Origin of the sequence: Nocardia sp. NBC_01327 (genome assembly GCF_035958815.1) — a bacterium.
Taxonomy (GTDB): Bacteria; Actinomycetota; Actinomycetes; order Mycobacteriales; family Mycobacteriaceae; genus Nocardia.
Genome location: NZ_CP108383.1, coordinates 4567083 through 4594037, shown reverse-complemented (window position 1 = coordinate 4594037; position 26955 = coordinate 4567083). Strand labels below are relative to the sequence as shown.

Sequence of the window (26955 nt, the reverse complement as noted above, 5' to 3'; positions counted from 1 at the left end):
GCGCAGGTGCCGCCGTCGCGGACCCTAGGCCCAGGGGGAAGAAGCTACCGGCAGCCATTGCCAGCACAACTCCGGCCTGCCCCACTCGGAAAGTACTCCGGCACAACATCATCGAAACACCCTTCCCGGACATTCGGATCTCGCGCTCGGAACGATCGACACTCGATGAGAACCCGGCCGGTGCCGCTCACCGACCTCGGACCGCTACACAGTCTGCCCTGTCGCCCCCGCCGCAAAGCCTCGAAACGCCAGTCCACGCGTCTAAAGCTTGCATTGAACTCAGCGTGCGCGCGCACCAGGAAGAGCTGTCGGTCAATCTGTTTGGACGGCCGACCAACGCGCGGGTCGCGGCACGAGCGGACGTTCCACGAACGTGCGTCGGGAAGACCGGGAATTGGCTTCGCCGAGGGGGCCGACCCCGGCACCTTCGTTTGCAGGGCAAAACAGCACTCGGCCGTCGCTAGGTGACTTTGCCGGCGAGGGCGGCGGGGTGATCACAGTTCAACATGACGAGGACGAGTTTGCCGCCGGGTCGGCGGGATTGGCTGAGTTTGGCAGCTTTCTGGATCTGGTCGAGCGTGTAGGTCCGGGCGATTGGTACGACCAGGATGCCGTCGTCGGCGAGTCGGGCGAACTCGTCCATCCGGTCGTAGCGCATCTCGGTGGTGATCCGGACGCCCAGGTCGGCCGCGGCAGCGAAGTCCGAGACGGTGAGGACACGGTCGGGGTCACCGGTCAGCTCGATCAGGGTCGGCAGCGAGCCGCCGGCCGGAGCAGGCTGGTCGGCGCGGTCGATCCGGCCGCCGGTCGGCGCCGTGTCCAGGGCGCGGTCGACGTGGCCTCCGGCTAGTGCCTTGATGCGTTCGGCCATGCCTTCGCCGTAAGCAGTGACTTGGGCGCCGATCTCCTTCAAGGCTGCTGCGCGGGTGTGTCCGGCGGTGGCTATCACCCGAATACCTCGGTGCAGCGCGAGGCGCACCGAGGCTTCGCCCACGGTACTGCCCGCACCGTGGACGAGCAGCAGCTCGCCCGACTGGACCTCGAGGTCGTCGAGCGCGCGCCTTGCCGTCTCGGCCGCCATCGGCAGCGCGGCGGCCTGCTCGGTGGTGACTCCGGCGGGGATGTGCGCCCAGGCCGGCATCAGCGCGTACTCGGCAGCACCGGCTGTCGGGCCGTCGAAGGTGGCCGGGCCGAACACGCGGTCGCCGATCCGGACGTCGGTGACACCCTCACCGAGTGCATCGACGGTGCCCGCGATCTCGAGGCCGAGCCCGCGCGGCAGCGGCGGCAGATGATCGGCGAGCAGACCGTCGACGAGGTGCCAGTCGGCCGGGGTCAGGCCGCATGCTCGCACAGCGATTCGGATCTGGCCGGGTCCCGGCTGCGGTTGCGGGACATCGCGGAGCGCAATCACGTCCGGGGAACCGAACCGGTCGAATTGAAGAGCCTTCATAACACCTACTCTGTGATGACAGCATCTGTTGTCATACAACGTAGCATCGTGATGACAACTGGTGTTGTCGTAGGCTGGTGTGTATGCCGAGATGGGAATCCGACGCACAGGGCCGGCTCGAGCGCGCGGCACTCGAGCTGTTCGAGTCGCAGGGATTCGACCGCACCTCGGTCGCGCAGATCGCGGGCGCCGCGGGTCTGAAGGAGCGCTCGTTCTACCGCTATTTCCCCGACAAGCGGGAAGTTCTGTTCGCCGGTGACGAGGTTGAGGCGCACCTCGTCGCCCAGGTCGAGGCGGCCGACCCGGGCCTCACGCCGCTCGAAGCGCTGCTGGCCGCGGTGGGAGCCGCCGAGGAGATCTTTCGCCCGCGTGAGTTCTTGCTGCGCCGGGGCAGAGTGATCGCCGCCAATCCGGCGCTGGCTGAGCGCGAGCTCATCAAGCTCGCCTCCATCGCTGATGCGCTGGCACCGGCGGTCGAGCGCCGCGGTGTGGAGCCCGGCGAGGCACGCTTCATCATCGACGTGGTGCTGGCGATCCACCGGCGCGCAATGCCCCGCTGGCTGGCCGAGGCGGACACCACCCTCTCTCAGCTCATAGCCCTGGCCGCCGCCGAGCTTCGCGAGGCGGTCATGTAGCGGCAATGAGTGTCGAGCTAACTGGCGTAACCTGCCTCGACCAAGCCGGATTTGACGAGAGAGTGTGCTCGATGATGGACGCAGTCTGCAGACTCGGGGTGGTGGGCCGATAGGTCACGTGAGGCGTACCCCGGTCGACTGTCTCAGCCCACCGCCGAAATGACTGCGGTGTCACTGATTTCGATGAGTCGACGGCGTGCCTTCGGGTCGTCGGCCTGTGTGTGCGGACGACTCTGCCTGGCGCCGTTGAAATACCGGCCTGTTATCTGCGCCAGTGCTGGATCGCAGATCAGTCGGAGGGTCGCGTCGGCGCCTTCGGCGATAGTGCTGATCGGGGTGGCGCCGGATTCGCGCACCATGGTTGTCGCCATGAGGGTGGCGGGGTGCAGGGCGTTCACGGTGACACCGGTTCCGTCGAGTTCCTCGGCGTACTCGATGGTCGCCATGATTATCGCCAGCTTGGCTCGGCAGTAAGCGGTATACGCGTTGTAGTCGTGCTCGGGGGTCGGATCGTCGAGGTCGATCTCCTGCTGCCCGGCGGAGGCGACGTTCACCACCCGCGCCGGAGCCGAGGTATGCAGCAGCGGAAGCAGTCGCCGTGTCAGCCGATAGGGGGCCAGATGGTTGACCGCCCACACTAATTCGTTGCCGTCGGCGCTGAGTTCGCGTTTCCCGTCCGGGCGGCCGCCGGTGCCGGCATTGTTCACGAGCACGTCCAATCGCGAAGTACCGGCGATGATCTCGTCGGCCAGCCGGTCTACCTCCGCAAGTCGCGACAGGTCAGCCAAGATGATCAGCGGAGCGTGTCCGCTCGCGGCTGTTACCTCGGCGGCGACCGCTGCGGCCCGATCAGCGTTGCGGCCGTGCAGGATCAGCCGGGCACCCGCTGCGCCGAGCCGCACCGCGAGTTCGCGGCCGAGCCCGTCCGTCGCACCCGTGATCAGCACGGTTCGATCGTCCATGCGGTCGATGTTGTTGTTGCTCATAGTGTTTCCTGGAATCTCATATCCCGTCTCCGAAGCGAATTCACTGCACTGTCTCTGCCGTGGCGACGAGCGTGGCTCGGCCCAGGATGTGGCCGGCGATAGTGAATCCGAGCAGCGCCGGCGTGGAGTCGGACGCGATGCCGATGTCATCCACATCCAGGGCGTGCACGGTGACGAAATAGCGGTGCTTACCGTGCCCTGCCGGGGGTGCCGCACCGATGTATCGAGGTAGGCGCGCGTCGTTGGGCAATTGGAAGGAGCCGAGCGGCAGGCCGCTGCCCGTGTCGTCTCCGATGCCCTCGGGGAGGGTCGTGGTCGTGGCCGGGATATTGGCGACGGCCCAGTGCCAGAAGCCGGAGCCGGTGGGGGCATCGGGGTCGTACACGGTCACGGCATAGCTCTTGGTACCTGCTGGTGCGCCGCTCCAATTCAACTGCGGGGAAACGTCTTTGCCGCCGGGGGCGCCGGAGGACCACTGCGCGGGCGGCCAGGCGGCGCCGTCGCTGACCGTGGTGCTGGTGACCGTGAATGCGGCTGCCTCGGGGAGGCGGGCGAAGGGATTGTTTGCGCTCATCGTGTCGCGCCTTTCGCGTCGTACCGGATGTACAAGATCGACGATAACAGAAATAATCGATGATTTGTCAAATCGTCTATGATCGAGTGATGACTCGGACAATCCCCGACCCAGCCCAGCCGGCGAAGCAGATGCTTTCCGAGCAGGTCTACGCACAACTGCGGAGCGCGATCATGCGCGGTGAGTACGCGCCCGGTGCGGCGCTCAAGCCGCAGGATCTAGCCGGGCAACACGGTGTGAGCCTGGCTGTGGTGCGCGAGGCGCTGGTGCGACTGGTGGGCGAGGGCCTGGCCGAACGGCTGACCAATCGCGGCTTCGCGGTCCCAGCTTTTTCCGCTCACCGCTGGCAACAGATCGGGGAGGCCCGACGGACCATCGAGCCAGTCCTGCTACGCATGTCGATCGAACGTGGTGACGTCAACTGGGAAGGCGACGTACGAGCCGCCCACCACCGCTTGGCGCGCACACCGGCATTCACCCCGACCGAAGGCGAGTACTACAGCGAAGGATGGGCCGAGGCCCACCGGGTGTTCCACCGCACGCTCTTGGAGGGTTGCGGCAATCCGGTGTTGCTGGAAACCTTCGACCGACTGTGGGTCGCGAGCGAGCTGGCCCGCCGGTGGTCGGCACACCGTAATCCTGACCGCGACGGCGTTGACGAGCATCGCCGATTGGAGGAGGCGGCGCTGGCCCGTGACCCCGACACCGCCGCCGACATACTGATTCGACACCTCACCCTGACGACGGCCGCACTGGCAGAGCAAGAAGGCTGACACGTCCGATGAACAGGCTCGTTGTGTCAGTCGCTTTCACTGCCGCCGGGTGGCGGTTCGATCGGCGGCTCTGAGTCCCTTCTCCAGAATTCTGAGTGTCTCGAGCGCGTCGTGGGGATCAACCGGGACTGGGGTGCCGTCGCGTAGGGCGGCTGCCATCGCGCGGTAGAACGCGGGGTAATCGCCCGGCTCGGTGGGGATCCGACTGGTATCGCCGTCGGCTCCTAGCTTGCCCCAGCAGTCGGGTTCGACTGTGCCCCAGGGATGTCCGTCATTGGGGCGTCGGCCAGCGCGCAGAGCTGCTTCCTGTGGATCGAGACCGTGTACGACGAAGGCGCCTTCGGATCCCAGAACACGGAACCGTGGGCCTATCTGTGCTGATACTGCGCTCATCCACAAATGGGACCGGACGCCTGAAGTGTGGGTGAGGGCAAGGAACGCATCGTCGTCGGCCTGCACCCCCGCGCGGCGGCCGTCGAGTTCGCAATAGACATCGGTGACAGCGCCGAACAGGGTCAGGGCCTGGTCGACGAGGTGGCTACCGAGGTCGTAGAGAGAGCCGGCGCCGTCGGCGGCTGCGCCGAGCTCACGCCAGCCGCCCTTGGTCACCGGTCGCCACCGCTCGAACCGCGACTCGAACCGCCCGACCTCTCCCAATCGGCCGTTCGCGATCAAAGTTCGGACGGTTCGAAAGTCGCCGTCCCAGCGTCGGTTCTGGAACACCGACAACGCCACCCCACGCCGGTCGGCTGCGGCGATCACCTGCTCGGCCTCGGCCGAGGTGACGGTGAACGGCTTGTCCACCACGACCGGTATCCCGGCCTCGATCGCCGCCAGCGCGATCGAGGCATGGCTGCGATTGGGTGTAGCGATCACCACGAGATCGATTCCGGAGGGATCGGCGAACAGCTGCCCGACTGCGGCGACGACCCGCACCCCCGGATGTTCTCGCCGCGCCTGTTCGGCGCGTTCGGCGGACGAGGTAACTACCGCGTCCAAGCGCATCCGTGGTTCGGCGGCAATCAGTGGTGCGTGAAACACCGATCCGGCCAGCCCGTACCCCACCACTGCCACTCGAATTTCCGCCATATCACTCCCTTACACCGATGATCCGGCCAAGCCTGGAACTGAGATTCAGGTATTCAGTGAGCCCTTTTTCATCCTTCGGTGAGAGTGGTTGGCCCGGTGGATGATTGGTACGGCGTGTCGGCGTGCGGAGTGACGAATCCCCTGGTAGATCAGCTGATCGACCAAAACCACGTTGTTCTGCCGAGGGACTTCGGTTGTTGTTCTACCGTGCCGCACTGCCTTTGTCACGTCAGACCCTGACCTGGGTGGCCGGTCTATGTCTATGAGATGAGCCTGGACCGCACGACGCTTACCATCTGGGGCGAAGAGAAGGGCTCGCCGACCTACTTCACAGGGACCTTCGACGCCACAGGCAACGTTCCCCGCGTGCGCGCGGCCGAGGCCCAGGACACGACGCGCACCGACGGCTCCAGCGGCGGCGAGCAGGCCGGTGACGACGAAGTTCGTGGTCTGGATCCAGCCGAGGTCGCCGCGACTGAGGGCGCTGAGTAGGTGTCGAGTTGGGCTGGAATCTGTTGGGCCGGTGCTCATCGCGAGATTCGGTGCATCGTGGAGCTGTAGCCACCGCCGGGAAAGGTCCACTTTCCGACGTTGGTGTCCTCGTCGACGAAGGTGCCTGTATAGAACGACGAGGATCCGATTTCGCCGCCCCAGATGGTCAGGCTGTCGCCGTCCAATTCGTACACGTAGTCGAGGGTGTTGCCGCGGGTGTCGTAGGCACGCGACCGGATCTCGGAGGTCGGTGGCTCTCCGAAGGGCTGCAGATGGCCGATGACCTCCAACGCGGTGATGTCGCTGCCGAAAAGGTGCATGTTGACGTGTTGAAGGAGGAAAAAGCCGCCGTCCATCCACTCGTAGATGACGGTGCCGGAGCTGTCGCCGCTGAGTTGCCAGGTGCCGACCAGCCGGTCCAGGGACTGCATGGCAAGGCTGGGTGTCGCGGTGTTCTCGTTCATGTTGTTCCTCTCCCGCCTATAGGTGTCCACTTACGGTAGGAAGGTGGCGTGGCTGCGATATCTCAGAAATCCGCAGGTTTGCCCGACCGGAACAGGGTCTTGCTGGAGAGCGGGCTGTTGGAGCCGGAGACGTTCGACCGGTACTTCGAGGTCCGCGCGTTCGAGCCTGCCGCCGAAGTCGCGACGTGCGTGTCGCATTACTGGGTGATGCGGTGGCGGCTGCCATACAACGTGACTTATCGACCGACCGAGGTGCTCCCAGCCCCGATGGTGCACGCTTTCTTCACCGCACAGGGCGCATTCGTGCATGGCGTGTCCGACGGGCCCCTCAGCTACGACACCGCCGGTACCAGCATCATGGCAGGCATCGCGTTCAAGCCCGGCGGTTTCGCGCCGTATTGGGACGGACCTACGAGTCGCCTGCGTGGCGGCGACCGAATCGAGATGGCCGCGGTGTTCCCTGTGGTCGACGAGCTCTTCTGTAGCCAGCTCTTACAGCAGTCCGAGGAACAGATCGTGCGCACGCTCGATGCGCTTCTGCGTTCGAGGCAGGCGAAACCTTCCCGCCAGCATCTGCAGCTGATCGCCGACGCCGTCGCAGCCATGATGCGAGAAGACAGCCCCACTACGGTCAGCGCCTTGGCCGCTGAACTCTTCCGCAGCGAGCGGAGCCTGCAGGCCGTCTTCACAGAATATGTCGGCGTCGGCCCCAAGTGGCTCCTGAAACGACAACGCCTCTTGCGGGCGATCGGAAAAATCGCCGACACCGAACGTCCCGATTGGGCCGGTATCGCCGCCGACATGGGCTATAGCAGTCAGACGCATTTCCTGAACGACTTCAAGCACGTCGTCGGAGTCACACCTGCCGTCTATCTTCGCCAACTACACCGGCAGCGCTAATACGGAATCGGAGTCGCGTCGAGCAAGAGCCCGCGACCGAACCCAGCTGTGACACGTCACCGTCGGTGTCTACGGCGACGATCTACGCCGGTTGGCCGAACAGCGTGCGTCAATGCGGCTCAACCACGTCAATGCGCTGTTCCAGCTCGTACGGGTGGCTTCGCAGACCTCGAGCTCGCCGCTTTCGACGGTAAGCTGACACACGCATTCAGCAAGCCGCTGGACTCGTGAGGAGCCTCGAAGATCCCGGACAGCCGACCCACTAGGGTTGTCCGGAAAGCGGGCCAACCACTCTCACCGAAGGATGAAAAGGGCTCAGTGTGGACTGAATTTCGCGAGCCAGGTTGCGGTTTCCGGCGGCGATGAATTTTTGACGTTGGTTCATGGCTTTGTTGATGTCGGACAACGAGTTCAAACTATAGTCCAGTGGGATATCTCTACCGTCGAGGTCGGTCACGATACCGCCTGCGGCGTGCAGGATGTAGTGCCCTGGGGAAAGGTCCCAGATCGCGAAGCCTTTGGCGAATTCGATCATGGCATCGGAGAATCCGGCCGCGACGTGACATAAGCCGATCGATCCGAAATCAACACCGATGCGCCCGTTCGCTTTCCCGTTCCCGGCCGGAACGCTCAGCGCTTTCAGGAATTCTTGCTGCCCGGCCAAGGGCTGGAATCGTTGAGCGGGGCGCATGAGGTAATTGGTGACCAGCGCGTCCGGCAGCGAGGCTTGCGATGGTCGGTCGAGAGCGTGCTGAGCACCGTCAGCGGTGATCATGAGCGCGCGGTCGTTTCCGGCTTCGTCCATAGCTGCGAGATAGATCTGGATGTGGTGAAAGATGTCGCCGACCACCGCAGCGACGGGCCGTGCCAGGGCGCGTGAGTAGATCATGACGTGGGTGTATCCGTACAGGCCGCGTACCGCGAGCTCGCTGGTGTCGAGCGGGTCGACCAGCACACACAGGTCGGGGTCGGAGTCCGGGCCGATAACCTCGGGGTCGGCTTCCTCGGAGGCGTAGACGAACGATGGAATCCTCTGTGCCAGTAACTCTTTGTAGCGTCGATGCATCCACAGGTCGTAGTCGGACAGGAAATTGTCGCTGTGGCGTACGTTCTCGTTCTCTGCCCGGTGACCGGTCAATGCGGCGTCGATCAGGCGGGGGCGGATTTCGGCGATCATCTGGCGCACCAAGTCCGCGATGTGGTGTGCGAGTTCGGTACCCGTTGCCCCAATGGTCATTCCGGGCCACCTTTCGACTGTGTCATCGCAGCTCCATAGGAGGTTCGATTCCCGGAGGATTCATGGTGGCGGCGATGAAGATGGCCTCGAAACCGGCGGCGCGCATGATTTTCGCGCCGGTCAGATCGTCGAAGCTTTCCACCGTCAGGCCGCGACTCTTCGTCATTGCACCGAATACCGCGAAGTACAGTTCGGCGTTCGGGTATCTCACGCGGAGCTGACGGGCGAGATAGCCGACGACGTCAGCGTGCTTGACCTCGAAATCACAAATGACGATCGTAGGGGTGTCGGGGGCGTCGGGAAAGAAGGACGCATCATCCAAGTCGATGCCGTCGCGGATCTTGTTGCAGCGCAGGTAACCGATCTTGCAGCGCGAGAACCGTGAGGACGCCATGAAGGTTGCCATGACGAGGCCTGCCTCGTTCACGCCGAAGCACACGTCGACGTCCAGTCGCCGTCCCACATTCTTGATCTGGACCGAAAGCTGCTCCAGCCCATACCCGAACGTCTCCCAGGTCAGATCCAACAGCTGACCAGGACGTGGGTTGGGCAAGGCGAAAACACAGAGATCGGGGTTACCGTGTTCGACGGTGGGCACCGACAGTACGAACTCCTCGCCCACTTGACCGATCAATTTAGGCGCCGTGGCTGCAAGGAGCCCATGAGTAGCTGCGGTTGTTCTTGCCGGCCGGTGCGGAGGTTCGGGTTGGGAGCCGAGGGTGAACTGCTTGAGGGACAGTTGGTCCTCGATCGGCAGGCGTTCGTAGGCTTCGGCTATCAGCTCGGTGGGCGAAATATTCTCCTCGGCCACACCGAAGGGGCCGCGGCCATACGCGGCGCACAGGATCAAGATGCTCGACAACGAGGGCGGTGAGCCACGCCCGCGCCCGCGGGCCCAGGTTTCCCAGGCATTGATGGAGGTACCGCCGAGGCTGGTCTGGTTGCCGGTGCCTTCGTTGTACCGCTCAGCGGCCTGGTCCTGAGACAGGCCGGCGGCGTATCGGTATGCCTGCAGACTCGGCACATCCTGATACCGCGCCATCAACTCCGTCGCTGCTCCCCTCACCGACCCCAGCGTGGTCCAGAGCTTCTTGCCTACGGCGGCCATCTCTCGGCCACGTGCCTGCGGAGTCGCCGGCTGGATCATCTGCGCGCTCGGATTCGACTGCCCCGATGAGGCTTCCACGGTACCCAGTCCTCCACGCCCGGAACCTGCACGGTCTTCAGATTACCCATTGCGATGGGCAAAACCGACGTTTACAGGAAAAGCGCAGGTCAGAGTAACCCAAGGATCAGACGGCCCTCGCACCGTCACGCAGGTGTCAACGGCCGGTGCAAATGCGACGGTTGTTGAACACCAATCGACTTGCCCGAAACCCAGTGCAGGAGATGACATCCCAAGTCGAATCGGAGATGAGAGCTAGACGTGCTCCCAGGCCGAATAGTGCAGCAACGCAGAGGTTTTGATGACCTCTGGGCTCCGCTCACCAAGGGCGGATCGCCGCAACTTGATTTTAATTGTGAACCTCGGAGTGCGAGCGCAGGCAACGAAGACCAAATGGAAGATTCGGATAGCGAGGAGCAGGCCCGTGGAATTCTACGGCCCACGCTTGGAAAGACTAGAAGACTGCCATGTCCGTGACGGGGATATCGAGATGACCGCCGCTGAGGCATTGGAAGCCATGATCATTCATCGGGAATGTACGCCGTCGGAGTGCAGTCGGCAGGTCGAGGCCACTCGAATCATCGGGATGGACGTGGATCCATACGTCGACGATCGGAAGGTCATTCCGTTCGAGACTCGGCATTTCAAGGTGGTGAGCCATGTCCGCAGTGATCCGTAGTCGGCATCCAGCAACAGCGCATGGATCGACGACCCGCGCCGATGCCAGGGCCGGGCTATGTGGTGGCCAGTTCGCAGGCCCCGTCAGTTGGTGCCGGTCAGCGCCATACCGGCGCCGACTCCGATAATCATCAGGCCGCCGGTGCTGCCGACCGTTTCGAGACGGCGGGGCGAGCGTACGAACCAGGACCGGGCCGTTGCGGCCAGCAGGGCCCAGCATCCGTCCGAAAATGCCTGGATGACAAGGAAGATGGCGCCCAGGAGCAGGAATTGCGCGGGTAGTGCGCCCTGGCTCGGGACGGCGAACTGCGGGAGGATGGCGCCGAAGTACACGATCGTCTTGGGGTTGGTAGCACCTACGATGAATCCTTGTCTGAACACGCGGCTGCCGCTGATGCTCGCGACTTTCGACTGCAGGGCTGCTGCCAGCTGTTTCCGCTGCCGGATCGTCGAGATGCCCAGGTAGATCAAATACGCTGCCCCGGCGACTTTTACGAGCAGGAACAAGATCGCCGAGGCCATCAATACCGCGCCCAGGCCGAACGACACTGCGACCAGCGGCACCAGCGATCCGGTGACGCCGCCGGCGACCGACAGGACCGCGGACCGGTGCCCCAGCGTCAGCGCCCGGCTGATGGCGAACAATACGTTCGGGCCTGGAATGACAATGAGGATCGAGGCGGCGACGGCGAAGGCCGCGGCATGTGACAGCGGGACCATCTCTGTGAGAGTAGCCGCTGACGATCGCACCCTGCGGCGGATTCACGTCAGGCCGAATAGTGTTGTCGGAGCGAATAATAGCGGCCGAAACGGTGACGGCCGAAACGGTGATCGTATGCCCGAATCGCCCTGATTTGCAGTCGGGTTGGCTCAGAATCAAAGGATGCTCTGTGGGGCCGAGCGGTCGTTCCCGGATCCGTTACCGGTAGCGCCGCTCGTCCTGACCGGCCTCCGCTGTCATCGCGTGGGCCATCTCTCGCGCGTGGACTCTTCGCCCGCGCGCGCCCTCCGGCGGAAGGATTCCTGACCATGACCATGCTGACCTATACCGTGCTCACCGACCCGGCGTCCCTGGAAGCGTCGAAGGCCGGGCAGAGCAGCTCCTTCGGAACGGTGTACCTGATGGTCACCAACACCGGCAGCGCCGCGGCGTACTGGCTCGAGAACGTGGTCAAGGTGCCCGTCGGCAATGGCGCCGACCACCTGACGCCGGATATCAGCCTGGTCACCGCCACCGGCGAATTCCACAGCCTCAATTCGGGTGTGCGGACGCTGAACGTCCAAACCCAGGTCGCTGCCGGATCTTTCAAGGCCGCCGATCCTTCGAGCGGCAAGATCCAGTTCGCTCCCGGTGATTACCTGGTGCTGACGCTGGAGGACGTTCCGGTCGCCGAAACCACCGGGCTGGCCGTGCTGCGGGTGCAGGAATCCGCCAGCAGAGGGCCGAATGCGAAGGCGAGCAGCAGCGTCGCGACGGTAGCGCTGGTCAAGACTGCCGCAAAGTCCCTCGCGCCCAGCAACTTCCGTCCCGATCAGGCCCTGCTCGAAGATGGCGACTCCCTCGTCCTGCGGTGGGACGGACCGGATGATCTCGCCTACACGATCGGGTTGCCGGACGGCACCCTGGCATCGGTCACCGCTGCGGGCGAGTGGCGGCCCGATCCCAAGACCGGTCCGATTCGCGACGCCACCTACACCCTCATCGCCACCGACCCCGCCACCGCGCGACAGCATTTCCTCACCACCACAGTCCAACTGCGCGAACCCACCTTCGAGAACGGCATCCATGCCTCCCGGGTCCGGGGACCGGCGGGCACCGGGCGGCTGGAATTCAACGCCACCGGGGTGCAGGTCACCAACGAGGTCGGCGCGTACGGAGAGGTCCTGGCCTACAAGGTCGTATCCAACCTGGTGAAAGCCCAGCGGGTCGAAGGAATGCCGTCGGGCATCGGGGGCATCGAATTCACGGCCTTCGGAATACAGGTCTCCAACACCTCCGGGGGTCAGTCGGTCGTCATCACCGACCGGGTCGCGGCCGATCTGGTGAATGCCACACGGGTCCAGGGGCCGGGCGCTTTCGACGGATCGATCACTTTTCCAAAATCCGGTATCCAGGTCTGCAATGGCAATTTCGACAACACCCCGCACTACGGGTATGTGTTCGCCGAGGCGGGCATCTATCAGAACCAATCCTTCTCCGCGGGAACGGAGAACCGGTGGATCGATCTGACCGATGGCGGAGAGGTATCGGTCAAACACCGGCGTGCTGATGGAACGACGACCTACGGGAGTCTGAGGGTGTCCAGGGTGGACACCGACGCTGCCCGCTGGTAGCCCGCGACAATATCAACGCGCCGGGCAGCTCCGGATCGGTCAGCCGCCTTTATGGGCGTTGCGCACCGGGCACGACCGGTGGGCAGGCCAAGATGGGGAGATCACGGCAGAGGATGACTACGAAAAGGGGCGTGCGCGTGGTGGGTTCGTCGTCCGGGTGGACCCATCGGCATCGGGACGTCTCCGGTGGGTGGCTGCGCCCCACGGTGTTCGGGGCCGTCGACGGGCTGGTGACCAATGCCGCGCTGATCGCGGGTGTCGGTGGCAGCGGTGTCGCTGCGCATTCGATCGTGCTCACCGGGCTGGCCGGTCTGGTCGCCGGTGCGTTCTCCATGGGGACCGGGGAATATGTGTCGGTGACCAATCAGAACGAGCTGGTCGCCGCGGAAGTCGCACTGGAAGCCGATATGCTGCACCGCTTTCCGCAGGAGGAGCGGGCCGAACTGGTGGATCGTTTTCGCTCCTACGGGGCCGACGTCGACACCGCACAGCGGATGGCCGACGCGGTCTCCCGCGACCCGGCGCAGGCATTGCAGATCCATACTCGTTCCGAACTCGGTGTCGACCCCCAGGATCTGCCCTCCCCCGTCCTGGCCGGGTCCGCGTCGTTCGTCGCTTTCTCACTCGGGGCGATCCTTCCGCTGATTCCCTATCTGCTCGGTGTCACATCGCTGATTCCCTCCCTGGTGATCAGCGGTTGCGCACTGTTCGCCGGCGGGGCGGTCGTGGGGAGGATGACGGGGCGTCCCGTCCTGCACTCCGGATTTCGCCAGCTCGCCCTCGGAGCCGTCTCGGTCGCATTCACCTTCGCCGTCGGACATGTGATCGGTGCGTCGGCGGCCTGATTCGGCCGGAACCGGAGGCGACCGCGGTCGGGTGTCGATCCCAGGCGCCGGCCGTCAGGGGCGAGCGGCGGCACTCTCGATGGTGACCAGTTCTGTCAGGCCACTGATTCGCAGGGCCGGCAACAGCAGCGGGTTGCAGATGATGTGCAGATGGTCCGCGTGGCTGAACAGCGCGTTGATGGCGCCGCTGTCCAGATAGTCCACCTCGCCGAGGTCGACCACGACCGACGTGGCCTCGGCGAGGGCAGCGGACAGTGCGCCGCCGAACGCCGCGAGGTTGGTCATATCGATTTCACCCTGCACTGCCAGCAGCGGCCGGCCATCCGAGTGGACGCCGGTACGCAGGGTCAGCGGAGTACTCATGTGGCGATCCTCGTGTACATCTCGACGGTGGTCCCGGACCGGCCGGGAACAATGGTGACCCGCTGCATCAGGCCGCGCATCAAGGTGATGCCCCGCCCGCGGTGCCCGCGCGCGGTCGCGTCGGGGTCGGGATTCTTCCAGCTGCCGCTGTCGGCCACACGCAGCCAGAGTTGGTCGGCCAAGGCGGTTGCGCGGAGCCGGATCACGCCGGCGGGGCGGTCGCGGTGGCCGTGTTCGACGGCATTGACGCAAGCCTCTCCGACAGCGATCACCACATCACTGACCTGCTGTGGTTGCAGATCACAGCGCTTGAGCCAGTCCCGCACCGCGTGCCGGACCGGGGCCAGTTCGCCGGGCTCGGCGACGAAGTCGATTTCCAGCGGTCCCGGTTGCCGGTACAGCAGCAGCGCGACGTCGTCCTCGTAGCCGCCGGTAGGGGTCAAGCTGCTCATCAGGTGACCGGCGAGGTCCTCTACCGGCTGGTTGCGCCCGTCGTGGACAGCGGCGCCGGCCCGGGCGATGCCTTCGTCCAGGGACCGGCGGCGACGTTCGACGAGACCGTCGGTATACAGCAAAAGCGTGGCGCGAGCAGGGAGTACCCGGTGGTTCCGGCTCCGGGGCCGGTCGACCCGAACTCCCAGCGGAAGTCCATGGACAACACCCTCGAGTGTCGTGATACTGCCGTCTGCGGACACCAGGATCGGCGGCGGATGTCCGGCGCTGCTGTACACCAGTTCACCGCCGATCGGATCGAGTACCGCACAGAACACGGTGGTGCACCTCGCACCGGGCAGCAGTGCGGCGAACCGGTCGAGCCCGGCCAAGACCCGAGCGGGGTCGGAGTACTCCAGCAACAGGGCGCGGCAGGCGCTGCGGAGCTGGCCCATCACGGTCGCGGCATCCAACCCGTGGCCGACGCAGTCACCGACAACGATGCCGATTCGCTTGTCCGGCAAAGGAACTGTGTCGTACCAGTCGCCTCCGACCTGAAGCGGCCGGGTGGCCGGTTGGTAGCGCACGGCGAATCCGGCGGGCAGGCTCGCGGGACCGAGGATGGCGTGCTGCAGCGCGACGGCGGCCTCTCGTTGCTGGTCGATCTCCTGCAGTCGGTGCAAGCCTTGGCCCAGTCGACCTGCCAGCGCCGACAGCAGGACAAGATCCTCCGGTGCGATCGGCGGTCGCACGCCCAGGTCCATCCATACGACCAACAGCCGATTGGGATAGCCCGCGGTGACACCGATCCATCCCTGCCGATCGAGCTGCGGAGTCAACAGGGGCGACCGGGCCAGAACGCGCAGACTCTCTCGCAAACTCGACCCGAGCTGGTCCCATCCGGCATCGTCGCTGGCGCAGAACAACTCCGGCTCGATATCGAGTCCGAGGGCGGTGTCCGGGAAGGTGGCCAGCACAACACGACGCGCCGACCAGATGCGGCACAGTTCGCTCGCCTCCGCCCGGACGGCCTCCGGTACGGTGTCGGCTTCCGCCAGTCGCTCGGCCAGAGCGGCCAGTGCGGTGTCGCGTTGAACGGTGTAATGCTCCGCGGTGATATCGCGGACCGTACCCACGATCACATGGCGTCCCGCCATCGGATCCTCGACCCGGTTATAGGTGGTGCGCACCCAAACCCGGTGTCCGGCACGGTGTATCAGTGGAAGCTCTGACTCTCCGCTCTCGTTCTCGACCAGCCGGGTGAACTCGTGCAGTGCCTGCTGGTGGCCGTGCGGGTCCGTGTCGGGGTCGGGCCACCAGGCAAAAGGCGGCCGGTAGGGCAATCCGCCGTCGCCGTAGCCGAGAATCTCGGTGAACGTGGCGTTGATCTCGATCACGCTGCCGTCGGCATCGCAGACGAAGAACCCCTCTTGCAAAGAGTCGATCAGCGCGGTGCTCCAACGCGCGTGCTGGGCGCGCAGTCGGGCCAATTGCACACCTGCTCGGACCCTGGCCAGCAATTCGGCGGCCGGGAACGGTTTGACCAGATAGTCGTCCGCGCCCACATCGAACCCCTGGATGGACGCGTCCTGGCCGGCGCGCGCCGACAGCAGCAGCACCGGCACGCTTGCGGTGCGCCGGTCCGCGCGCAACGCGGTGACGAGCCCCAGCCCGTCCAGGCGGGGCATCATGACATCGCTGACGACCAGGTCCGGTTCTCGGGCACGGATCGCCTCCAACGCGGCTTGCCCGTCCGCGACAGTCTCGACCTGGTGCCCGGCGCCGCGCAGCAGACGACTCAGGTAGTCACGCATATCGGCGTTGTCGTCGGCGATCAGCACGTGCGCGGGCGCACGCAGACCGGCGGCGCCCGCGATGTGCTGTGCGTCCGAGCCCGCAATCGTGTCGGCGCCGGGGTCCGCCGGGTCCAATTCCGTTGCGGGAAGCCATCTCAGCGCTTCTTGGACAAACGGCTCGGCGGTCGGCACTCCCACGGCGACCGGCTGCGGGTCCACCACGGCATCGGGTGGCAGGTGAGCGTGGCCGAATCGCAGCCGAATGGTGAAGGCCGTGCCGCGGTTCTCCGTGGACCGCGCGGTGATGGTACCGCCGTGCAGACCGACGAGTTCCTTCACCAGCGCCAGCCCGATGCCGCTGCCCTCGGTCGAGCGTGATCGCGCGTGCTCGACACGATGGAACCGGTCGAACAGTCGCGACATATCCGCGTCGGCGATCCCGACGCCCGTATCGGTCACGGTGAACACCGCGTGCTCGTCCTCGTAGCGCAGCCGGACGGTGACGGTGCCGTCGAAGGTGAATTTCACGGCATTGGACAGCAGGTTGAGAACCACCTTCTCCCACATGGCGCGATCGATATAGACCGGTTCGGGCAGCGCGGGGCTGTCCACGACGAACCGCAGTCCCGCCCGCTCTATCGCCGAGCGGAAGACGCTGGCAAGTTCACCGGTCATCGCCCCCAATTCCACCGGCTCGTAGCGGGCCTGCATCCGGCCCGCCTCGATCCGGGAGAAGTCCAGCAGCGCATTGACAAGTTTGCCCAGTCGTAAACCGTTGCGGTGGATAGCTTCCACCTCGTCCCGCACTTCCGGCTCGGCGTCGGCCAGACGGGTCCGCAGCTCTTGCACCGGACCGGAGATCAGGGTCAGCGGAGTACGGAATTCGTGGCTGATGTTGGAGAAGAAGGTGGTCTTGGCGCGGTCCAGCGCGGCCAGCTCCTCGGCCCGCCGCTGCTGGGCCTGATAGCTACGGGCGACGAGGATCCCCGTCGCGATGTGCCCCGCGACCAACTCGACGAAACCGCGGTACACCTCGTCCAGAGGCCGGTAGGGATTCAGGGCGGCGACGAAGAACCCGACCGGTGCGGCACCCTGCTGCGCCAGCGGCATCACCAGCGCTTGCAGGGGAGGCTGCGTCCATGCTCCGGTCGGCAACGAAGGGAACGCGCCGTCGACCAGATCGACGATCACCGACTCCCCCCGGGCCGCTGCCATGACCGGCCACACCGGATCGAGGTCCTTCGCCCGCAGCCGCGGCGGCGTCGCCCGGTGCCCGCTGCCGATCCCGGTGGTCGCCACGAGCCGCGCGGTCGTATCGGGCTCGAAAAGATAAGTCGCCGTGAAGGGAAGGTCCCACCGGTTGCGGCCGAGCTGGTCTCCGGTGAACTCGAGAATCTCCTGCTCGGTGCGCATCACGCTCGGGTCGGAGCCCAGATCACGCAGCGTTGCCATACGTCGCTCGCCGATGACGCGGTCGGTGTCCTCGGTGACCACGCACAGCATGCCGACCACCACACCGTGGTCATCGCGCAGGGGACTGTAGGAGAAAGTGTGGTAGGTCTCCTCGGGATATCCCGAGCGTTCCAGGATCAGCAGCAGGCCTTTGTCCCAGGTCGCCTGTCCTGTGGCCAGCACGCCTTCGATGCGGGGGCCGATGTCGTCCCAGATCTCCGCCCACACCTGCCGGGCCGGCCGGCCCAGCGCCCACGGATACTTCTGCCCGAGTGTGTCGTCCCGGTAGGCGGCGTTGCAGAAGAACGTCAGCTGCGGACCCCACGCCATCCACATCGAAAACCGCGATGACAGCAGAATGTCGACCGCGGTCCGCAAACTCTGCGGCCATTCAGCCGGCGGTCCGAGTGGGGTCGACGCCCAGTCCACGACCGCGAGATCCGGACCTACCTGGTCGTCGACACCGAACGACTCCGCCGCCGCTACCACCGCCGTGCCCCTGCCCTCGGTTCCGTCGTTCTCGTGCGGCCTACGCGCCGTTCCGCTGCGCGGATGCTACCAGAAGAAGACCAGCTCGACCTGGGGATACTCGTGACCACCGCGCGAACGCGTACTGGATCGGTGACGGCGAGGCGGGCGACCGGGACCGGCTAGGATCTCGGCAGCTTCGCGGTCGAGAAAACGGCTGTCGGAGCCTTTGACACGCGCCCGCGTGCGCCGTGCCGGAAATGGAGGTTCTCTGTGGAGAGCCCGCCTTCCCCGTTATTACGCCGCCGAGAGATTCGGCGGTGACGGCCTTGCGAGAACGCGAACGCCGTGCCGGACGCTTCACCGTGCAGACCTGGATTCAGCTGGTGCTGGGTGTGATGGGCATCGTGGTTCTGCTCGGCGCCGCCGCCGGTGCGCAGGTGATCACCACGACCAATACCGCGACCGCGCGGGTGCTCGATCACACGCAGCCCGCGCTGCTGCAGGCCACCCGCTTGCAGAACGCGCTGATCAATCAGGAAACCGGCGTCCGGGGTTATGCCCTCAGCGGGGATCGGCAATTCCTCGAGCCCTACACCGACGGCCTGCAGGAACAGACCGCTGCCGCCGATCGAATTCGCGCTCTGGTCGCCGGATCTCCTGGGCTACTGGCGGATCTGGACGCGGTGCAGCACGCCGCAGACGTCTGGCGGACGACCTACGCCCACAACACAGACGCGGCACCCGCGACGCTGGTGGCCACCGCGCCGCAGGGCAAAGCGCTCTTCGATGAGCTGCGCAGCCGTTTCGATACACAGAACACCGATCTGTCCGCCGCGATCGCCGAGGACCGTCGCGCGCTCGAACACGCCAGCACCCTGCGCAATTGGGTCCTCATGCTCATGGTCGCCGTCGCGCTGCTGACCGGGGTGATATTGACCGTGCTGGCCCGCCGCCTTGTGGCCCGGCCGCTGTCGGCATTGGCGGCGGCCTCCCTGCGCGTCGCCGACGGGGATTTCGAGCACCGCATCGATGTCACCGGCCCGGCCGATGTCGCCACCGTCGCCGATGCGGTGGAGCGGATGCGCGGGCGCGTGGTGTCGGAGCTGGCCTCCTCACGCGCGCAGGAAGCGCTGCTGTCGACGCAGAAGGCCGAGCTCGATATCCAGGCAGAGGAATTGCGCCGCTCCAATACCGAACTCGAACAGTTCGCATATGTGGCCTCGCACGATCTGCAGGAACCGCTGCGCAAGGTCGCGTCCTTCTGCCAGCTGCTGGACAAACGCTACGGCGACCAATTCGACGAGCGCGGAAAGCAGTACATCCACTACGCGGTCGACGGCGCCAAACGCATGCAGGTGCTGATCAACGACCTGCTCACCTTCTCCCGGGTCGGACGGGTATCGGAGACCACCGCCCCGGTCGATCTGCGCGAATCGCTCGATACCGCGGTGAGCAATCTGGCCTCGGTCATCGAGGACACCGATGCGCACCTGCGACTGCCGGAGCGGCTGCCCGAGATCGTGGGCGATCCCACGCTGCTGACGATGCTGTGGCAGAACCTGATCTCCAATGCCCTCAAATTCCGCAGCCCCGAACGCATTCCGACCATCGCGGTGGAGTGTGAACTCGATCCCGAGTCACGAATGTGGGATTTCTCGGTGACCGACAACGGAATCGGCATCGAGGCCGAGTTCGCCGAGAAGGTGTTCGTCATCTTCCAGCGCCTGCACAGCCGGGAGGCGTACGGGGGTACCGGTATCGGTTTGGCCGTGTGCCGCAAGATCGTCGAATATCACGGCGGCAAGATCTGGGTCGATACCAGCCATACTGAGGGAACCCGGTTGCGGTTCACCCTGCCTGTCGGCTCGCCCGCAGGCGACTCGGCCGAACCGGCTGTTGAAGGAGCTTCACTGTGATCTACACCGCCCGACCCGTCGATATTCTGCTCGTGGAGGACGATCCGGGTGATGAGCTCATGACCCGGGAAGCGTTCGAAGAGCACGAGATCGCCAACACTCTGCATGTCGCGCGCGATGGCCAGGAGGCCCTGGATTTCCTGTTCCGCCGGGGTGAGCACGTTCATGCGCCGCGCCCGGATCTGGTGCTGCTGGATCTGAACCTGCCCAGATACAACGGTCATCAGATCCTGGCGAAGATCCGCGCCGACGCCGAACTGTCCGATCTGCCCGTGGTCATTCTGAGCACCTCCTCCGCCGAGGAGGATGTGGTGAGCAGCTACCGGCTCTTCGCCAACGCGTATGTCACCAAGCCGACGGACCTCGACGAATTCACCTCTGCCGTAAGGCAGATCGACGAGTTCTTCACCCAGCTCGCCCGATTGCCCAGTCGCAGTTAGCCTTCCGATCAGATTTCGATGCGCGACCCCATGGTCACCGTGCGCTCGCGAGGCAGCCGGAAGTGATCGGCGGCATCGGAGGCCGTGTAGCTGATGGCGATGAAGAGCTTCTTGCGCCAGCGCGGCATGGTCCGGGCCGGACCTGCGTGCAACTCGACCTTGGAGAGAAAATAGGACGCATTGTCGAGGTCGAGCACACCCTCGGTATCGGCGGGATCGAGCCGGGCCAGGGCGGCCTGCACATCGGGGGTCTGCATATAGCCGACCTTGGTGGCGATATGGACGATGCCGTCATCGGTATAGCCCAGATGATCGATGCGGACGTGCTCGTCGGGCGAAATGCGCGGCACCGGTTCGGTGTCGATCGACAGGATCACGATCTGACCGTGGCGGACATGGTTGCGTTCGACATTCGCGCGCAGGGCCAGCGGCGCCGTCCGCTTGCCGCGGTTCAAGAACACCGCGGTGCCCTCGACGGTGTCGGGCGTCGCGCGATGCTGTCGCAGTTCGTCGATGAACTCCGTCAGTGAGCCCTCCTGCCGCTCCCGTTCGGCCACAACCACTTCCCGCCCGCGCCGCCAGGTGGTCATGATCGTGAAGACGGTGATCCCGATCAGCAAGGGCAACCACGCGCCGTGCACCAGTTTGGTGAGATTCGCCGCGACGAACAGGAGATCCACCGTCAGCAGCGGGACGGCGCCGAGCACTGTCACCCACAGCGGCAGTTGCCATTTCGCGCGGGCGAGATAGCTCAGCAGCAGTGTGGTGATCGTGATGGTGCAGGTCACCGCCATGCCGAAGGCGAACGCCAGCGCGGTCGAACTGCGGAAGGCGAAGACGAGGGTGAGCACCGAGACCATCAGCAACCAGTTGATACCCGGCACGTAGATCTGGCCGATGGTCGATTCGGAGGTGTGCACGATCCGCAGTCGCGGCAGATATCCGAGCTGAGCGGCCTGTGACGCAACGGAATACGCGCCGGTGATGACGGCCTGCGAGGCGATCACCGTCGCCGCGGTGGCCAGTACGACCACCGGAAGCCGCCCCCACTCCGGCACCAGCAGAAAGAACGGGCTCGCGGCATGAGCCGGATCAGCGAGCACCAGCGCGCCCTGACCCAGATAACTGAGCACACAGGCCGGGAAGACGAGGAAAAGCCAAGCGCGCGTGATGGATCGGCGGCCGAAGTGCCCCATATCGGCGTACAGGGCCTCGGCGCCGGTCACCGCCAGCACGATCGCGGCCAGCGCGAAGAACGCCACACCGAAATGCCCGGCGAGGAATCCCAGTGCGTAGGTCGGGGACAGCGCGCGCAAAATCGCCGGATCCCTGCGGATTCCACCGATCCCGCACGCCGCGATGGTGAGGAACCACACCACCATCACCGGGCCGAACAGCCGGCCGACGGTCGCGGTGCCGCGCCGCTGCACCACGAACAATGCCACGATGATCAGTGCGGTGACCGGCACGATCAACCGTGCCAGGGACGGTTCGACGATCTGCACGCCCTCCACCGCGGACAGCACCGAGATGGCCGGCGTGATCATGCTGTCGCCGAAGAACAGTGAGGCGCCGAAGATGCCCAGTCCCGCAAGGACAATGGCCGTGCGCCGCTCCCCCGGCGGGGCCCAGCGCCGTACCAGCGTGATGAGCGCCATGATGCCGCCCTCGCCGTCATTGTCGGCGCGCATGGCGATCAGGACGTAGGTCACCGTCACGATGATCATGACGGACCAGAACACCAGCGACACCACGCCGAACACATTCTCGGCACGCACCGGCACCGCATGCGGATCCGCCGGATCGAAGACCGTCCGCAGCGTGTAGATCGGACTGGTCCCGATATCGCCGAAGACAACACCGAGTGCACCGAGCACCAGGCCCGACCGCGCCGCCGGATGCACATCCGGGGCCTCGGTCTCCGACCGTTCCGACGAGTCCACGTCGATTCCCACTGTGCCCGACCTCCTTTGCTGAGACGCCGCGGCGGCCGCTCCCGCTGTCGGTCTACCCAGCCTGGCGGTGATCTACCCGGATCCGACGTCTCATCGACACCGCCGCGCGACCGCACAGCGCCACCGCGAGGCCGAGCACAAATCCATAGACGACCACCAGGCCGTGCGCATTGTCCTGTGCGAACCACAGGATCAGGCCCAGGGTGGGTGCGGCGAGGGCGAGCAGCCGCTCGCGAGCCGCAGGGGTGCGCAGCAGTAGGACGGCGGCCACCGTCGCGCCGAGAAAGTATGTCGCCGCGGAACTTCCGGCGAAGTTGCGCGATGCGGAGCTGACGCTGGTTATTCCGACCAGTGCGTCCACATGACCGGGCAGCAGGGCCCCGGCGGCGAACAGGGCGAGCATGAGCGGTGCGCCCCAGATCCATTCGGCGAGGGCTGCCATGATCGCGAGGGTGGCGAGATTCCAGAGTGTGCCGCTGACGCCGCCGTTCTGCATGAATACCGATGTGACGGGTCGCCACCAGCCCGTTTTACTGGGGTCGGAGTCGAAGTGGTCCATGGCGCCGGACCACAGCAGCTGGACGAGCACCCCGGTGATCGCGGTGACGGTCAAAGCGAGTGCGGCCCAGGGGATCCGGCTCCACCGCTTTCCCTCGGCATCCACCAGTGTCCGGGCCGCGACGAACATCAGCACGAACAGGGCGGCCGTAGCCGGGTTGTACAACATTGCGCTCATGAGCTGCCCACCCCATTTTCAAACAGTGTTCGAATCCGTCGATGGGCACTGTAACTCCAGTAAGGTGCATAATTCAAACAGTGTTCGAAAATGCGAGGGGGCGGAGCCGATGAAACTGACCACCGAACGGATCGTCGATGCCGGGATGGCCGCGTTCGCCGAGGTCGGGTATCAGGGCGTGTCCATGCGCCAGGTCGCCGACCGGCTCGATGCGCATGCCGGAAGCCTCTACTATCACGTCAAGAACAAGGACGCCCTGTTGCGACTGATGGCCGACCGCGTGGCCCGGCAGGGGTACGACGCGGGCACCGCGGCGCTGGCGCAGCTGCCCGCCGGCGCTGCGTGGCCCACGCGGGTCGAGGCGCAGGCCGCGGCACTGCGGCACAGCATCCTGCACCATCCCGGCGGGGCGATTCTCCTGGCCGAGAGCCCCAAATCCCTGAGCGGCGGCGCACTTTCACTGATGGAGCGGCTGCTGCGCACACTCGTCGACGGCGGGGTCCCGGCACCGCACGCCATCATCGCCGCCGATACGCTGCTCAGCCACACCACCGGTTTCGCACTCCAGGAGCAGACCGAACCCCCGATCCCGCCCGTGGACGCGGCGGCCTACGCCGACCTGCACGCCCGATTCCCACTGACAACCTCCGGCGCGGCCGCCTACCCGCAGGAGGAGAAGTTCCTGCGCGGCGTGCGGCTGATCTGCCTGGGCATTCGTGCGCTGATCAACGGCGAGGACCTGCTGCCGCTCGGCTAGCTCACGCGCCCGAATTTCACCGGCGCACGCTCGAACTCAGTGCCGGAACGCGTCTTTGATCTTCTCCCCCGCGTCTTTGAGGTCGGCCTTGGCCTTCTCCGCCTTACCCTCCTGCTCTTGATCCTCGTCGCCGATCAGTTTTCCGTACTTCTCCCGCGCCAGACCGGCAAGCTTGTCCACCTTGTGCTGCGCCTTGTCACTCGCGCTCATACCACTCCCTTCGGCCGTATCCGCGATCTCCTCGCGAACCATTCCTGATCTACCCGGCGGGTAGGCCCCGAAACGGACTACGGCACAGCCTGATTCACAGGCGCCCTGATTCGCTGAGACGCGATTCAGCGGTGCGCCTGAAGAAGTCGCTGCCGGCCGAGGCGCTCACTCAATTCCGGCATCGCGCCCGGCGGAGTTCCCGCCAGATCGCACAGGCAGCGCTCGATGATGTCGGCCACCTGTTCACGGGTGACCTCATTGCCGAATTCCGTGCACAACCGGTCCACGGTCCGGCTGAACGAGCTCTCGCGCAGCCTCATCCGTCTCGGGCCTTCCACAGCCAGTATGTTCGTCACCCGACAAAGTCTGCTGTACAGGCACTCTCGACAGCAGGGCCGAAAGACCTCATGCCGACCTACTGTTCGCCGCCATCAGCCGCACGCCGGTGACCAGGGTGGGTTCGATGGCCACGACGGTGTCGAAAGCTCCGTCCACCCACGGGCGCAGCAGTTTCTCGTAGCGCGCGACCCGGATGGGATCGGTGACGGTCCTGGCGATGCCCGTGACCACCACCGACCAGCCCAATTGCCGGATCGGATCGATATCGTCGGCCTCGTAGGCCACCACCACATTCGAATCGGCCCGCACGGCCGAGGTGAGCCGCGAGGTCAATTGGGTGCGCACAATGATCGTCTCGCCGTCGACCAGGTGATTCACCGGGCGAACCGCCGGAAGCGCATCCCGGGTGAAAACCACCCGGCCGTAGGAGACACTGGCCAGCAGGCGTAGTGCTTCAGCCCGTTGCAGGTCGATCGCGATACGAGCCGCGAAGCCGTCCGCCGGGAATCTGTTCACGGAACCTCTTCCTGTTCCGATGCCTGACGGCACACGTTGATCCCATGGCATCATCCGGCCGCCGCAGCCGACAGGGCCGAAGGTCCTCTGTCGAACTCTCGTACGGACATCCCGCTGTTCAAGAACACTGCGGCGGAACCGCATACGATGGGCTGGGCAGCAGGTTCACATACCGTGCGCCTACATGACTTTCCAGGAAAGCCGACGTGACCAGCGACCCCTCGAGCGGCTCCTATTCGGTTCGCGAGACCCTTTCGCAATTGCGACTGCGGGAACTACTCGTCGAGGTCAAAGATCGCGTCGAGCAGATGATCGACGCCCGCGATCGCATGGACGGGCTCGTCGAGGCCATGCTCACCGTCACCTCCGGCCTGGATCTGGACGAGACACTGCGCACGATCGTGCATACCGCCATCACACTGAGCGATGCGGGCTACGGGGCGCTCGGCGTGCGTGGCCACGATCTGCTGCTCGACCAGTTCATCTACGAGGGCATCGATGAGGCCGCTCGTGCCCGCATCGGCGATCTGCCGGAGGGCCGGGGTGTGCTGGGCCTGCTGGTCAGCCAGCCCAAGACCATTCGGCTGCAGAATCTCGCCGATCATCCGGCCTCCGTGGGATTTCCGGCGAACCATCCGCCCATGCGCACCTTCCTCGGCGTTCCGATCCGCATTCGTGACGAGGTCTACGGCAACCTGTATCTCACCGAGAAATCCGGCGGGCAGCTGTTCACCGAGGACGACGAGGTGATCGTGCAGGCGCTGGCGGCCGCGGCGGGTACGGCCATCGACAATGCGCGGCTGTACGAATCCGCGCGCACCCGGCAGGCGTGGATCGCGGCGACCCGCGATGTGGCGACAGAATTCCTGGCCGGCACCGATTCGGAGCAGGTGATCGCCCGCGTGGTGCGCGACGCCCGGACCCTCACCCGGTCGGAGTGGTCGTTCCTCGCGGTCACCGACGATCCGGATCTCCCGGTGGAGGAGACCACCGCGCTCACCATCGCCGAATTGTCCTCGCCCGGAGCCGAACTCAGCAGCCTGCTCGTGCATACCACCGCGACCGCCATCGGTCAGGTCTTCCGGGTGGGCACACCGCTGCGCTACACCGACAGCGACGATATCGACCTCGGCGTCGAGATCCCCGAGGCCGGCCCCACTCTCATCCTGCCGCTGCACGCCCAGGGGTCCGCCTTCGGCGTTCTGGTGCTGCTGCGGTCCGCCAAATCGGCGCCGTACTCCGACGAGGTCGTGGAATTGGCGGCGGCGTTCACCGATCAGGCCGCGCTGGCCATCAAACTGGCGGAGGCACAGCAGCGGGTGCGCGAGCTCGACATTCTCACCGACCGCGATCGGATCGCGCGTGACCTGCACGATCACGTCATCCAGCGCCTGTTCGCCGCAGGGCTGAGCCTGCAGAGCACCGTGTCCCGTGCCCGCTCGGCCGAAGTGCGAGAACGACTCTCGGATGTGATCAATGATCTGCAGGACGTCGTCCAGGAGATCCGCACCTCCATCTTCGATCTGCACGGCGGCAACAGTCAGAGCACCCGGTTACGCCAGCGCATCGAACAGCTGATCAAACAGCACACCGGCGATCTGGAGATGCGCACCTCCCTGCGCATCACCGGGCCGCTGTCGGTGGTCGACGCCGAACTGGCGGACCATGCCGAAGCCGTTGTGCGGGAGGCGGTCAGCAATGTCGTCCGGCACTCCGGCGCAGCGATCCTCACCGTCGAGATCGACGTTGCCGACGATCTCACCCTCATCATCACCGATGACGGCTGCGGTATCCCCGATGACATCACTCCGAGCGGCCTGCACAATCTGACCACCCGCGCCGACCAGGCCGAGGGGCATTTCACCATGGAGCGCAGCAGCGAACACGGCGGCACCCGCCTGCGCTGGTCGGTGCCGCTGCACTGACCGGAACCGCTGTGGCACAACG

26 protein-coding genes are annotated in these 26955 nt (G+C 65.4%); 10 read left to right on the top strand and 16 right to left on the bottom strand.

Annotated elements, in window-relative coordinates; all coding sequences use genetic code 11:
- Positions 1–460: 460 nt before the first annotated feature.
- Complete coding sequence (locus OG326_RS20980) at positions 461–1453, bottom strand: NADP-dependent oxidoreductase (RefSeq protein WP_327138790.1); 993 nt, start codon at positions 1451–1453, stop codon at positions 461–463.
- An 83-nt stretch (positions 1454–1536) separates the two neighbouring features.
- Between OG326_RS20980 and OG326_RS20975 the strand changes: the two genes are divergently transcribed.
- On the top strand, positions 1537–2088 hold the full coding sequence (locus OG326_RS20975) for a TetR family transcriptional regulator (protein ID WP_327138789.1): 552 nt from the start codon (positions 1537–1539) through the stop codon (positions 2086–2088).
- Between the two features lie 143 nt (positions 2089–2231).
- Here OG326_RS20975 and OG326_RS20970 read toward each other — a convergent pair whose 3' ends face one another.
- On the bottom strand, positions 2232–3074 hold the full coding sequence (locus OG326_RS20970; RefSeq protein ID WP_327138788.1) for an SDR family NAD(P)-dependent oxidoreductase: 843 nt from the start codon (positions 3072–3074) through the stop codon (positions 2232–2234).
- Positions 3075–3114: 40 nt separating this feature from the next.
- On the bottom strand, positions 3115–3648 hold the full coding sequence (locus OG326_RS20965; protein ID WP_327138787.1) for a YbhB/YbcL family Raf kinase inhibitor-like protein: 534 nt from the start codon (positions 3646–3648) through the stop codon (positions 3115–3117).
- Between the two features lie 89 nt (positions 3649–3737).
- On the opposite strand from OG326_RS20965, the gene OG326_RS20960 reads away from it, so the two are divergent.
- On the top strand, positions 3738–4421 hold the full coding sequence (locus OG326_RS20960; protein WP_327138786.1) for a GntR family transcriptional regulator: 684 nt from the start codon (positions 3738–3740) through the stop codon (positions 4419–4421).
- Between the two features lie 36 nt (positions 4422–4457).
- Here OG326_RS20960 and OG326_RS20955 read toward each other — a convergent pair whose 3' ends face one another.
- The 3 genes from OG326_RS20955 to OG326_RS20945 are packed head-to-tail and all read right to left on the bottom strand — an operon-like array spanning position 4458 to position 6466.
- On the bottom strand, positions 4458–5510 hold the full coding sequence (locus OG326_RS20955; RefSeq protein WP_327138785.1) for a Gfo/Idh/MocA family protein: 1053 nt from the start codon (positions 5508–5510) through the stop codon (positions 4458–4460).
- Positions 5511–5555: 45 nt separating this feature from the next.
- Positions 5556–6041: a DUF998 domain-containing protein gene (locus tag OG326_RS20950; RefSeq protein ID WP_327138784.1), complete on the bottom strand. Its 486-nt coding sequence runs from the start codon at positions 6039–6041 to the stop codon at positions 5556–5558.
- Complete coding sequence (locus OG326_RS20945; RefSeq protein ID WP_327138783.1) at positions 6038–6466, bottom strand: hypothetical protein; 429 nt, start codon at positions 6464–6466, stop codon at positions 6038–6040. The genes OG326_RS20950 and OG326_RS20945 overlap by 4 nt, the downstream gene beginning before the upstream one ends.
- 48 nt (positions 6467–6514) lie before the next feature.
- Here OG326_RS20945 and OG326_RS20940 point away from each other — a divergent pair, with 48 nt between their 5' ends.
- Positions 6515–7366 (top strand): helix-turn-helix domain-containing protein, encoded by an 852-nt coding sequence (locus OG326_RS20940; protein WP_327138782.1) that lies wholly within the window; start codon positions 6515–6517, stop codon positions 7364–7366.
- 262 nt (positions 7367–7628) lie between these two features.
- On the opposite strand, the gene OG326_RS20935 is transcribed toward OG326_RS20940, so the two are convergent.
- Positions 7629–8603 carry an inositol monophosphatase family protein gene (locus OG326_RS20935; protein WP_327138781.1) on the bottom strand — a complete coding sequence of 325 codons (975 nt, stop codon included), beginning with the start codon at positions 8601–8603 and terminating at the stop codon, positions 7629–7631.
- Positions 8604–8625: 22 nt separating this feature from the next.
- Positions 8626–9789, bottom strand: coding sequence for a helix-turn-helix domain-containing protein (locus OG326_RS20930; protein WP_327138780.1), 1164 nt, complete (start codon positions 9787–9789; stop codon positions 8626–8628).
- Positions 9790–10192: 403 nt separating this feature from the next.
- On the opposite strand from OG326_RS20930, the gene OG326_RS20925 reads away from it, so the two are divergent.
- Complete coding sequence (locus tag OG326_RS20925) at positions 10193–10447, top strand: hypothetical protein (protein WP_327138779.1); 255 nt, start codon at positions 10193–10195, stop codon at positions 10445–10447.
- Between the two features lie 83 nt (positions 10448–10530).
- Here the strand turns inward: OG326_RS20925 and OG326_RS20920 are convergent, their stop codons facing one another.
- Positions 10531–11166, bottom strand: a complete 636-nt coding sequence (locus OG326_RS20920; RefSeq protein WP_327138778.1) for a LysE family translocator — start codon at positions 11164–11166, stop codon at positions 10531–10533.
- A 309-nt stretch (positions 11167–11475) separates the two neighbouring features.
- Between OG326_RS20920 and OG326_RS20915 the strand changes: the two genes are divergently transcribed.
- A complete protein-coding gene (locus OG326_RS20915; protein ID WP_327138777.1) occupies positions 11476–12780 on the top strand; it encodes a hypothetical protein in 1305 nt (434 codons plus the stop codon).
- A gap of 113 nt (positions 12781–12893) precedes the next feature.
- Positions 12894–13625, top strand: coding sequence for a VIT1/CCC1 transporter family protein (locus OG326_RS20910; protein ID WP_327138776.1), 732 nt, complete (start codon positions 12894–12896; stop codon positions 13623–13625).
- Positions 13626–13679: 54 nt separating this feature from the next.
- Here OG326_RS20910 and OG326_RS20905 read toward each other — a convergent pair whose 3' ends face one another.
- The gene (locus OG326_RS20905) at positions 13680–13988 is read right to left on the bottom strand and encodes an STAS domain-containing protein (protein ID WP_327138775.1); all 309 of its coding nucleotides are present in this window, start codon (positions 13986–13988) and stop codon (positions 13680–13682) included.
- Positions 13985–18157 carry a SpoIIE family protein phosphatase gene (locus OG326_RS20900; RefSeq protein WP_327138774.1) on the bottom strand — a complete coding sequence of 1391 codons (4173 nt, stop codon included), beginning with the start codon at positions 18155–18157 and terminating at the stop codon, positions 13985–13987. The genes OG326_RS20905 and OG326_RS20900 overlap by 4 nt, the downstream gene beginning before the upstream one ends.
- 377 nt (positions 18158–18534) lie before the next feature.
- Between OG326_RS20900 and OG326_RS20895 the strand changes: the two genes are divergently transcribed.
- On the top strand, positions 18535–20055 hold the full coding sequence (locus OG326_RS20895) for an ATP-binding protein (RefSeq protein WP_442791044.1): 1521 nt from the start codon (positions 18535–18537) through the stop codon (positions 20053–20055).
- Entirely contained in the window at positions 20052–20495 is a 444-nt protein-coding gene (locus tag OG326_RS20890; RefSeq protein WP_327138772.1) for a response regulator, read from the top strand. Before OG326_RS20895 ends, OG326_RS20890 begins: the two co-directional genes overlap by 4 nt.
- Before the next feature lie 8 nt (positions 20496–20503).
- Here OG326_RS20890 and OG326_RS20885 read toward each other — a convergent pair whose 3' ends face one another.
- Positions 20504–22450 (bottom strand): potassium transporter Kup, encoded by a 1947-nt coding sequence (locus OG326_RS20885; RefSeq protein ID WP_442790815.1) that lies wholly within the window; start codon positions 22448–22450, stop codon positions 20504–20506.
- A gap of 52 nt (positions 22451–22502) precedes the next feature.
- Positions 22503–23186, bottom strand: a complete 684-nt coding sequence (locus OG326_RS20880; RefSeq protein ID WP_327138771.1) for a rhomboid family intramembrane serine protease — start codon at positions 23184–23186, stop codon at positions 22503–22505.
- Between the two features lie 109 nt (positions 23187–23295).
- Here OG326_RS20880 and OG326_RS20875 point away from each other — a divergent pair, with 109 nt between their 5' ends.
- On the top strand, positions 23296–23943 hold the full coding sequence (locus OG326_RS20875) for a TetR/AcrR family transcriptional regulator (protein WP_327138770.1): 648 nt from the start codon (positions 23296–23298) through the stop codon (positions 23941–23943).
- A 36-nt stretch (positions 23944–23979) separates the two neighbouring features.
- Here the strand turns inward: OG326_RS20875 and OG326_RS20870 are convergent, their stop codons facing one another.
- From OG326_RS20870 to OG326_RS20860, 3 genes are all read right to left on the bottom strand, one after another.
- Complete coding sequence (locus OG326_RS20870) at positions 23980–24153, bottom strand: CsbD family protein (protein WP_327138769.1); 174 nt, start codon at positions 24151–24153, stop codon at positions 23980–23982.
- 125 nt (positions 24154–24278) lie between these two features.
- Positions 24279–24473, bottom strand: coding sequence for a hypothetical protein (locus OG326_RS20865; RefSeq protein ID WP_327138768.1), 195 nt, complete (start codon positions 24471–24473; stop codon positions 24279–24281).
- Positions 24474–24558: 85 nt separating this feature from the next.
- On the bottom strand, positions 24559–25008 hold the full coding sequence (locus OG326_RS20860) for a pyridoxamine 5'-phosphate oxidase family protein (RefSeq protein ID WP_327138767.1): 450 nt from the start codon (positions 25006–25008) through the stop codon (positions 24559–24561).
- 206 nt (positions 25009–25214) lie between these two features.
- Here OG326_RS20860 and OG326_RS20855 point away from each other — a divergent pair, with 206 nt between their 5' ends.
- Positions 25215–26933: a GAF domain-containing protein gene (locus tag OG326_RS20855; RefSeq protein ID WP_442790814.1), complete on the top strand. Its 1719-nt coding sequence runs from the start codon at positions 25215–25217 to the stop codon at positions 26931–26933.
- Positions 26934–26955 lie beyond the last annotated feature (22 nt).